The sequence below is a fragment of the Oceanobacillus sp. B139/18 genome (genome assembly GCF_055524595.1).
This window is the reverse complement of record NZ_JBVFXI010000019.1, coordinates 1-9,070: the sequence shown is the minus strand read 5'-3', so window position 1 is coordinate 9,070 and position 9,070 is coordinate 1. Positions and strand designations below refer to the sequence as shown.

The window sequence follows — 9,070 nt, the reverse complement described above, 5'->3', positions numbered from 1 at the left end:
CTTAAACATTTGAAATAAGATTTGGCTTGGTAGCTCAGTCGGTAGAGCAGAGGACTGAAAATCCTTGTGTCGGCGGTTCGATTCCGTCCCGAGCCACCTTTCATTTAGTGGAGGGATAGCGAAGTTGGCCAAACGCGGCGGACTGTAAATCCGCTCCCATCGGGTTCGTAGGTTCGAGTCCTACTCCCTCCACCATTTATAAAATATCATAGGGGTATAGTTTAACGGCAAAACGAAGGTCTCCAAAACCTTTGATGTGGGTTCGATTCCTACTACCCCTGCCAATATGGCGGTCGTGGCGAAGTGGTTAACGCACCGGATTGTGGCTCCGGCACACGTGGGTTCGATCCCCACCGGTCGCCCCTTTTTTATTTAATACTACATAAATCAATAATAGAATCGTTGGGCCATAGCCAAGCGGTAAGGCATCGGGTTTTGATCCCGTGTACCCCAGGTTCGAATCCTGGTGGCCCAGCCATTTTTGCGGAAGTAGTTCAGTGGTAGAACACCACCTTGCCAAGGTGGGGGTCGCGGGTTCGAATCCCGTCTTCCGCTCTAAAATAAATGGCGGTATAGCCAAGTGGTAAGGCAGAGGTCTGCAAAACCTTTATCACCGGTTCAAATCCGGTTACCGCCTCCAAACACATGCCGGTGTGGCGGAATTGGCAGACGCGCACGACTCAAAATCGTGTTCCGTAAGGAGTGTCGGTTCGACCCCGACCACCGGTATTCATTAATCCCCGTTAAAGCTGTTGAGATGCAGCTTTAACGGGGATTTTTTCGTAGAGAACCAACTGACATACTCAATATTGAGCGACTAGATTAGCTTAATTAAACGCACGGGGAGAGTAGTGGGCGATGTATAAAATGTACATTTATCTGAACGACTTGAGTTACTCTGGTTATAGTGGCACTTTCCATCGAAGATACTACTTATAGAGAACTTAAGTATGAGCATTTATCAATGTAAATATGCTGGGAATTTATGCTGAATAAAAACGTCAATCCGTTAATATTAGCGCTCTGGTAGGTTCTATGTAGATTTAATTGACTGACCATCCTTTGTCGAAATGGCCAGTTTCCGCAAGGTGATTACCGTGGCTGTCAACGAAGTATACGTATAGGAAATCGCTCGCTGGCGTTGCAAACAGTGTTGCTCTTGTAAAGTTTTCTATTTTATTACCTAACTCGTCTACAATAATTTGTTGATCAGTTTCCTCTAGATACTTGAATTCGTCAGTCAGCATAACGTAAATTTGGTCGTAATTATCTTCTTGAGAAATCTCTAATATAAGCCCGTCTGTTTCCACAATAAGTTCGTTGTAATAGTCAATAACTCGTTGTTCGGTTTCTTCTGAATACTTTCTTCTTTCATTAGATGATACATTTTCTTCTTCGTTTTCATCTTCCGCAGTATCTGTAGGATCGACGGATTCCTCTGCGCTCGCTGCTTGTTCCTCGGAAGCTGCTTCGCCCGAACTCACGGAATCATTAGCTACGTCCTCGTCATTGTCGTTCGGGTTAGTTACGTTAATTATGATAAATGCAATTGCGATAACCCATATTGCTGTTCCGATAATGGCACGGGAAGGGGTTATCTTCTTTTTCTCTTTCGCCATGTAAACGAACTCCTTTTCCATTAATGGTAAATTTCACGTTGGAGTTAGCGTAACATATCGGTGGATAATTTTACAGGGGATTTACATTGACGTTTCAAAGAACGCGAGAATGTGTCGTGGAGGTGGAAATCTTGCGAAGTGGTTAGGAGTTTGGCGAAGTTTAATCGACTTCTATCCGCATAAAATATAGGTTTAAGCATTTCGAGATACCTTGGCACGACTCAAAACCGTGTTCCATAAGGAGTGTCAGTTCGATCTCGGCCATCAGTAGTCATTAATCCCCGTTAAATCTGTTATGGCGCAATTTTAACGTATTTGTGGAAGCATTCATTAAGTGTAATATTCTAGATTTCGAATCACACGACTAAAATCGTGCGTGTAGATATGTAAAGCACATAAAAGAATTAGTGCGATAAAATATTTTAAATAGACTTTAATAAACATCTTTTCATTCTATTGGAAATAATGTAGTATGTTAGGGGTGAGCATATTGAGCTTAGAAAAATAGGGGGGAATTAGTAAATGAAGAAGATTTTATTAACGGTATTATTCTTATTACTATCATTGGTTCTTTTTGCGTGTGGAAGTGAAGCAGAAGGCGAAGAGGACGCGCAAAATTCTGAAGAAAGCACGGAAGAAGAAAACAAAGGTAACACAGAGGAGCAAACGGAAGATTCGGAATCGCCACAACCGGGCGAAACAGAAGAAACAGAGGACGGTACTCGCACACTACATAGAATGTGGGAAGAAGGCGAAACTTTCGAAACTGGTCCAATTGTTCTAACGATTGATAAGATTGCTACTGCTGAGGCTAGCTTTGAAGGAGAAACAGCGGATATGCTGGAGACGGATCATATCGAGTATATTCAAGTAGATGTTTCCGTAGAGAACACGTCGGATAATGATGTTACTTTCTACGCTGGACAAGGTAGAATGGCTACAAGTACGGGAGAGCAGATTGAGCCTGATTTGTGGTTAAGCGGACATATTGACGGAGAAATGATGGCTGGAACGAAAGCGAACGATACTTTCTATTACATGCTTGAAAATTCTGAAGCAGAAGACGTAGAGTCTGTTCGATTAGTATTTTCTGCTCCATATGATTCGGAAAGTTACGATGATTTAGGCGAAGAACTCGATTTCGAAATTGAGCTTCCAAAAGAATAAAAGAGATTAGTAACGACAAAGACTATGCAGTGGGACGCTCTTTGTTGGATTTATATAAAATATGAATTTGATGTAGATTTTTTCGAGAGATAATTTAAATATTTAACACGCTCTAACGTAGAATAATGTTACGTTAGAGCGTGTTTTTGTTTGTAAAAGTTTCCGTCGCTAACAATAGCAATATAACCAATGAAATGGCTTCTACAACAGAATTAGAAAAACTGCCTTCCGCCAAATTCAGCGGCTATCCACAATACTTGAATGGTTATCTTAACCTTTAAAATGGTAAACTTAAAATAACTACCCTAATTAAGAAAGAGGCAAAACAATGGAACTAAAACACATGATTTATTTTATAGAAATCGTCAAAACTGGCAGCATGACTAAGGCATCAGAAAAGCTGTATATTTCACAGCCTACGATTAGTAAGCTTTTACGGGATCTAGAAGCAGAATTAGGAATGGAATTATTTGACCGTCATAAACGGCAAATGGTGCTTACTGATGCGGGGAAAGCGTTTTTGCAGCAGGCAAAAGAAATTGTCCGGTTATATGAAAATCTTCCGACAGAAATGAATAATTTGTTAGGAATGAAGCAGGGGCATATTAAAATAGGTCTGCCTCCGATTATGAATGTAAAGCTGTTTATTCACACGCTTGGAGAGTTTCATGAGAGCTATCCGGATATCAGCTTTGAATTATTAGAAAGTGGCAGTAAGCGGATTGAAGAGAGCATCATTAATGATGAGGTCGATGTCGGTATTACGGTGCTGCCGACAGATACGGATACCTTTCATCAATTTTTTCTGCTTGAGGAACAGTTGAAATTGGTGGTTCCGTGCTCTCATAAATTTGCCGAGAGGGAGAAAGTAAGTCTTATTGAATTAAAGGATGATGACTTTATTTTATTTAGTGAAGATTTCATCTTAAATGATCGTATAACCGAGGCGTGTAAGACTGCTAGTTTTATTCCTAAGGTGATTGCAGAGAGCTCACAGTGGTACTTTATCGAACAGATGATTACGGCAAGCCTTGGGGTAAGTATTCTCCCGGCAAGTATTATTGACACGCTAAAGGAAGACGTTGTCAGTATTGAAATTGCGGATCCTTCGATTTTATGGCAATTAGCAATTATTTGGAAGAAGAATAGCTATACCTCCTTTGTTACCAAAGAGTGGCTGAAGTTTATGCAGGAACAATTGATGTTTAAAGATGGCAAAAATAATTAAATATGGCGCTTCCATAGATTTCATCTATAGTTCAAATCAAGAATAACTATTTTTATTATAGAACGATAGGATTTAAGATAAGTATAGAGTAAAAATAAAGCAATTTTATTAAGGAAGGGAACACTTGAAATATGAACAGTTATAAGCATCCAAACGAAAGCAGAGTAGTTAGTACGGATCAAGTGCTAATCAATGATTTAAATAATTACAATACCCTCTTTGGAGGTGTATTGATGAAGAAATTAGATAATAATGCCACGCTTTCTGCAAGAAGGCATGCCAGAGTGAAGGAATGTGTCACAGCCTCTACGGACTCAATTGATTTTCTTCATCCGATTCGTCAGTCTGATTCGGTATGTATTGAATCCTTTGTTTCCTATACAGGCAATACATCGATGGAGATTTTTTGTAAGGTGATTGCCGAGGATATGATTACAGGGGAGAGAAAAATTGCTGCCACTGCTTTTCTTACCTTTGTTGCCCTGGACAGCAACAAAAAGGCTGTGAAAGTAGCACCCATTGTACCGGAATCAACAGAAGAAAAATTCTTATATGAATCTGGCGAAAAACGGGCAGCGATGCGCCGGAAGCGAAGAGAACACAGTAAAGAGCTGACACAAATTATTGGTTTGGAAAAACCATGGGAAAGAGGAGATATCTATGTTTGTTAATATAAATAGTTTATATCATATAGAGGAAGAGCTTGACCAGCTTCAAAGGGATTACAGAGAATTGTATGAGCATTTACAGCATATCGTGAGTCTGACTAGACAGTTGCAGATTCCTTACAAATATTTAGGGGAACTATTAGTAAGAAATGAAGAAGCAACCAAACCTCCTTTTATTCGGGAGTCTGTTATACACCTTTATCAGAAAGAAGTGAATTTATTAAAAGAGCAAAAGGATTTTGAAAAATTGCTGTCTATCCTGCAGCGTTTAGAACAAGTTTCCTATTCACAAGTATTTCTGTTAGTGCTGGGGGCAAAGCCGGAGCTTATTCAGGTCAATACAATCATTAAATAGCAGCCAGGGCTTATCACCATGTTGTTTGGAGTGATAAGCCCTGTTTTTGCGATTGTGGGCACGTAAATAAAATAGTCATGATTATATCAGCAGCTTTGTGTTAAAATAATTTGAATAATATTACTTTAATTAAATTAGCTGTTCTGTGAAATATCTATCAGGCTTTACGAAGAATGGAGGCTTTCTTGATGAAAAAGTATTCTTGGATCAGTTATCTATCACTCGGGCTGCCTATACTATTATTTCTATTATTGTTTGCCGTGGCTGATATAGAACCATTAGTATTAGCTCAAACTATACTTATTGCTCAATTTATTGGCGCTCCGTTATCAATCATCTTAAGTGTAGCTGCTCTTTTTAAAAAGAATGAAAAAAAGGTTGTTGCCGTATTTGGATTGATAATTTCTCTCAACTTAACGGGAGCACTTGTTTATTTGCTTTTACTAGGTTTTGGTATGGGGGAGGCGTGAGAAGGAGTATAAGCAGGGGGGAATAAGATGAATAGAAAACCTTAAGTAGCTTTGTTAGTTTAATCTGGCGGATGGGATTAACGTCAGGGCAGGCATTCAGACGAAATGAAATCACGCTGACTACCCAGCACGCTTTTTTACACAATCCAATTATTTAACATCTCATTCTGAAACCTTTACAATAAACAGGGAGAAGTCAAAAAGAAAGGGTGAGTGTGTTGAATATCTTAGTAGTTGGAGCAAATGGACAAATAGGGAAGCATCTGGTCAAGCTGATTCAAGACAATGGGGATCAGGCACGTGCGATGATTCGCAAGGAAGAACAAGCGAATTATTTTAAAGATTTAGGTGCGGAAACGGCCGTTGTTAACTTAGAGGATGAAGTCGATACAATTTCTAATGCAGCAGAGGGTGTGGACGCGGTTGTATTCACAGCTGGTTCCGGTCCGAAAACTGGAAAGGATAAAACCCTGATGATTGATTTGGATGGAGCGGTGAAAACCATTCAAGCGGCAGAACAGGCGAATGTTAAACGTTTTGTCATGATCAGTTCGTTTGATACCAGCCGTGAAGCTATTCAATCAGCCCCTGAATCGTTTGCACCTTATGTCGTAGCGAAACACTATGCAGATGAGTGGCTGTTAAACTCCGATTTAGACTATACCATTATTCATCCAGGACTATTAACGAATGAACCTGGCACCAATCAAGTAAATCTTGGAGCCAATGTGGAACGTGGAGAAGTCCCTCGGGAAGATATTGCGAAAGTGATTTATACCAGCTTGAAAAATGATACAACCATCGGCAAGAGATTCCGCGCAGTAGGCGGACAGACAGCTGTTGAAGAAGCGATACAGTCGGTGTAATAAATAAAAACGTCAGATTTTCTAATCTGTCTAGAAAGACCTGTGCTATGTAAAAGATGGGCACAGGTCTTTCTTTGTTAAATAGCCTTTTAATATGGGAGCAATTAATATCAGCTTGAGGTAATAAAAAAATAAAGAGGGCATAATGGTATCATTTCATTTCAATTTAAATAATTAGAATTATAAAAATCAATATTGTATAAGAAGAGAGGAATTTATAATGAATGCTTTAATCAAAAAAGTCTTTGAACAAGTAAAAACAGAAAATCTAATTCTTCGAAAGCCATCAGAAGCAGATGCTTATGCTGTCCTTGAGATTGAAGGAGATCCTAAAACAAATACATACCGGCCTTCCGGACCAATGAAAAACATGGATGAAGCTCTGGAAAAGATAGAGCTTTGGAATAAGGACTGGATAACACATGGCTGTGGTTATTGGATGATTTCTGAGCATAAGGGCTCGGATGTAGTAGGAATTGGAGGCGTAAGAAATATAAATTGGCAAGGGCGCGAAGTGTTAAACTTGTACTATAGATTTTCACCAAAGGTTTGGTGAAGAGGATATGCTGCGGAGGTAGCCAGATATTCTGTGTATTTAGCTCGTGAACACCTTTCTGAATTACCAATCATATCGAGAGTTCGTCCATCTAATATACCTTCGTTAAGGGTTGCGGAAAAAAGTGGGCTGCTGCGTCACCCAAGTTTAGATAGTGCGGAGCATATTGTATTTACTTCAGGATGGGATTGAATGTTGAAAAATATATTCAAATAAACTGGGAGGTTTTAAGGATATTGAGATTTCTTAGAATGTATTTTCCCAGCTAATTACAACAACATCTAGGAATATGTTAACATGAAAGAACAGAATATATAAAATTCTCACAATTAAATCGTATTGAAATAGAGAAGGGGATTAATAAATGATGGGAAATATCGGAATACCAGGGATGATTATTACGGTGATAGCTGTTGTCCTTGTTATTTATCTGATTAGAAGACTGTTAAAAAGATAGAGGGGAACGCTTTATTTCTTTATTAAATAAGCTTTCCTCTTGATGTTATCAGATAAATGCGCGAAATAATAATTAATCTGCAAATCGATATATTGAATAATTATTCTTGTTAATTAAGCTAATAAAAAAATAATAGAATAGCAGGAGGAATGAAAGTGATAGAATCCAGAAATCCAAAGGATGTACATAAACCATTAGCTCCGTATAGCCATCAAATCGAAGTCTCCGGAGACATACGGTGGTTAAATTTGTCGGGCCAGTTAGGGATGGATGTGGAAGGCAATGTCTCAGAGGATTCCGTGGAGCAATTAAAAATGGCCTTTGAAAACATTCGCATCAATTTACAGGAAGCGGATATGGACGTAGAAAACCTGACGAAGCTTGTTTTTTATATTGTCGGGGAAATGGATGCGGATAGAAGAAGAGAAGCAATTGGCGAATTTTTAGGGGATCACCTTCCTTGTACAACGATGGTCTTTGTTGCCGGGCTGGCCGGTCCGCAATTTAAAGTAGAGATAGATGCATGGGCGTGTAAAGAAAATAAATAAGGAGCTATATAAAATGGATTGTCCAATTTAACAATCTCTCTTCATACATGCAACGGAATGATGAAACAGGGAGATACCTACAAAACAGAACAAGCACTATGGCGGGTAGGAATATCAGTTATATGCAAATAGGAATTTTTTCAGGCATTTCCTGGAAGCAGTGTATCTCCCTTAAAGAGGAGAGAATTAAATTGAAATCGATACTCATTAACCAAGATTTTAGACGTATGTGGGGTTCAGAGTTTCTTTCTATTTTAAATGGAAGGTTTAGAGAGCTGTTGATTCCTTTAGTTGTATTAGGTCTAACCAGTTCGCCGCTAGTTACAGCCCTTGTCGCTTTATCCCAGCAATTGGGTACGGTTCTATTTGCCATCCCAATTGGAACATGGGTAGAAACGAAGAATAAGGTCAGAATTGCATCTTCTTGTCATTTTTTATATGGAATAGGCATTTTTATGCTCGTCTTTCTTCTGGCAACACAGAATGTCAATGCAGTAATTATTGCTTCCTTGCTGTTCGTAATGGGGTTACTTGCCTTAATCAGCAGAACAGCGTTTACTTCAATGATTCCTGCCATTGCCGGCAGAGAAAATCTGTTAAAAGCGCATACCAATATTGAAGCAGCTGATGCAATTGCTACTGTCATCGGCCCTGCGTTAGGTGGAATACTATTAGCAAAAACAGGCTCGGTATTAACGCTGCTTATTTGCGGGATTTTATCTCTTCTTTCTGCTCTGTTGATTGGTTTTATTCGTAATTAAAGAAGGCTTTATCAAAAAAAGGAGAGAAAACTCCCTCTTCAAGCGCGTAGAGGTAAGGGGGGAGATGAATCTCCAATACACAAAAGATTGCTTTGGAGTGTCTCGACTGTCCAACACTAAATCGAACAAACGTTCCAAAATCATCCTTCTTCTGATATAATGGACAGGAGGAGGTAAGAAGCTATGAAAGTAAAAAAAGCATTTCGTTTTCGTATCTATCCGAACAAAAAACAAATCATCTTCATCCATAAGACAATCGGCTGCTCCCGCTTTGTCTACAACTATTTTACAGGAAAACAAAAAGAAAAAGACCACTATTGGCATACGGTGAATGAAATGGTACAAAACGGACAGCTTCTTCAAAATAATTGGAAG

11 protein-coding genes and 8 tRNA genes are annotated in these 9,070 nt (G+C 39.1%); 18 read left to right on the top strand and 1 reads right to left on the bottom strand.

The genetic code is table 11. The features are described 5' to 3' along the window. Nucleotides 1-23: 23 nt before the first annotated feature. The 8 genes from ACZSMY_RS23040 to ACZSMY_RS23005 all read left to right on the top strand — a co-directional run bounded on the left by ACZSMY_RS23040 (nt 24) and on the right by ACZSMY_RS23005 (nt 729). Nucleotides 24-96 (top strand) — tRNA-Phe (locus tag ACZSMY_RS23040). Between the two features lie 13 nt (nt 97-109). Beyond that, nucleotides 110-195 (top strand) — tRNA-Tyr (locus ACZSMY_RS23035). 15 nt (nt 196-210) lie between these two features. After that, a tRNA-Trp gene (locus tag ACZSMY_RS23030) sits at nt 211-284 on the top strand. A gap of 5 nt (nt 285-289) precedes the next feature. Further along, a tRNA-His gene (locus ACZSMY_RS23025) sits at nt 290-362 on the top strand. A 41-nt stretch (nt 363-403) separates the two neighbouring features. Beyond that, nucleotides 404-478, top strand: a tRNA-Gln gene (locus tag ACZSMY_RS23020). A gap of 5 nt (nt 479-483) precedes the next feature. Next, nucleotides 484-555, top strand: a tRNA-Gly gene (locus ACZSMY_RS23015). 11 nt (nt 556-566) lie between these two features. Next, nucleotides 567-640 (top strand) — tRNA-Cys (locus ACZSMY_RS23010). Nucleotides 641-647: 7 nt separating this feature from the next. Continuing rightward, nucleotides 648-729 (top strand) — tRNA-Leu (locus tag ACZSMY_RS23005). A gap of 314 nt (nt 730-1,043) precedes the next feature. On the opposite strand, the gene ACZSMY_RS23000 is transcribed toward ACZSMY_RS23005, so the two are convergent. Next, nucleotides 1,044-1,619 (bottom strand): hypothetical protein, encoded by a 576-nt coding sequence (locus tag ACZSMY_RS23000; protein ID WP_042533457.1) that lies wholly within the window; start codon nt 1,617-1,619, stop codon nt 1,044-1,046. Between the two features lie 522 nt (nt 1,620-2,141). Here ACZSMY_RS23000 and ACZSMY_RS22995 point away from each other — a divergent pair. The 10 genes from ACZSMY_RS22995 to ACZSMY_RS22950 all read left to right on the top strand — a co-directional run. Further along, a complete protein-coding gene (locus ACZSMY_RS22995; protein WP_042533459.1) occupies nt 2,142-2,786 on the top strand; it encodes a hypothetical protein in 645 nt (214 codons plus the stop codon). A gap of 328 nt (nt 2,787-3,114) precedes the next feature. Beyond that, nucleotides 3,115-4,014, top strand: coding sequence for a cidABC operon transcriptional activator CidR (cidR, locus tag ACZSMY_RS22990; protein ID WP_465148375.1), 900 nt, complete (start codon nt 3,115-3,117; stop codon nt 4,012-4,014). A 131-nt stretch (nt 4,015-4,145) separates the two neighbouring features. Then, nucleotides 4,146-4,685, top strand: coding sequence for an acyl-CoA thioesterase (locus ACZSMY_RS22985; protein ID WP_193064530.1), 540 nt, complete (start codon nt 4,146-4,148; stop codon nt 4,683-4,685). Next, nucleotides 4,675-5,037, top strand: coding sequence for a hypothetical protein (locus tag ACZSMY_RS22980; protein ID WP_193064531.1), 363 nt, complete (start codon nt 4,675-4,677; stop codon nt 5,035-5,037). The genes ACZSMY_RS22985 and ACZSMY_RS22980 overlap by 11 nt, the downstream gene beginning before the upstream one ends. Nucleotides 5,038-5,225: 188 nt before the next feature. Further along, a complete protein-coding gene (locus tag ACZSMY_RS22975; RefSeq protein ID WP_052485032.1) occupies nt 5,226-5,507 on the top strand; it encodes a hypothetical protein in 282 nt (93 codons plus the stop codon). Between the two features lie 218 nt (nt 5,508-5,725). Further along, entirely contained in the window at nt 5,726-6,373 is a 648-nt protein-coding gene (locus ACZSMY_RS22970) for an SDR family oxidoreductase (RefSeq protein ID WP_465148374.1), read from the top strand. A 220-nt stretch (nt 6,374-6,593) separates the two neighbouring features. Continuing rightward, nucleotides 6,594-6,929 (top strand): GNAT family N-acetyltransferase, encoded by a 336-nt coding sequence (locus tag ACZSMY_RS22965; RefSeq protein WP_465148373.1) that lies wholly within the window; start codon nt 6,594-6,596, stop codon nt 6,927-6,929. A gap of 606 nt (nt 6,930-7,535) precedes the next feature. After that, nucleotides 7,536-7,934, top strand: a complete 399-nt coding sequence (locus tag ACZSMY_RS22960) for a RidA family protein (protein WP_212929599.1) — start codon at nt 7,536-7,538, stop codon at nt 7,932-7,934. Between the two features lie 191 nt (nt 7,935-8,125). Continuing rightward, nucleotides 8,126-8,695: an MFS transporter gene (locus ACZSMY_RS22955; RefSeq protein ID WP_465148372.1), complete on the top strand. Its 570-nt coding sequence runs from the start codon at nt 8,126-8,128 to the stop codon at nt 8,693-8,695. A gap of 183 nt (nt 8,696-8,878) precedes the next feature. Next, nucleotides 8,879-9,070, top strand: a 192-nt coding sequence (locus ACZSMY_RS22950) for a helix-turn-helix domain-containing protein (protein WP_465148371.1), incomplete at its 3' end; no start/stop codon positions are given.

What these genes read in the sequence shown, in the direction of transcription:
- cidR (WP_465148375.1), top strand. Translation starts at nt 3,115, where the DNA reads ATGGAACTAAAACACATGATTTATTTTATAGAAATCGTCAAAACTGGC.
- ACZSMY_RS22975 (WP_052485032.1), top strand. Translation starts at nt 5,226, where the DNA reads ATGAAAAAGTATTCTTGGATCAGTTATCTATCACTCGGGCTGCCTATA.
- ACZSMY_RS22985 (WP_193064530.1), top strand. Translation starts at nt 4,146, where the DNA reads ATGAACAGTTATAAGCATCCAAACGAAAGCAGAGTAGTTAGTACGGAT.
- ACZSMY_RS23000 (WP_042533457.1), bottom strand. Translation starts at nt 1,619, where the DNA reads ATGGCGAAAGAGAAAAAGAAGATAACCCCTTCCCGTGCCATTATCGGA.
- ACZSMY_RS22980 (WP_193064531.1), top strand. Translation starts at nt 4,675, where the DNA reads ATGTTTGTTAATATAAATAGTTTATATCATATAGAGGAAGAGCTTGAC.
- ACZSMY_RS22965 (WP_465148373.1), top strand. Translation starts at nt 6,594, where the DNA reads ATGAATGCTTTAATCAAAAAAGTCTTTGAACAAGTAAAAACAGAAAAT.
- ACZSMY_RS22995 (WP_042533459.1), top strand. Translation starts at nt 2,142, where the DNA reads ATGAAGAAGATTTTATTAACGGTATTATTCTTATTACTATCATTGGTT.
- ACZSMY_RS22960 (WP_212929599.1), top strand. Translation starts at nt 7,536, where the DNA reads ATGAAAGTGATAGAATCCAGAAATCCAAAGGATGTACATAAACCATTA.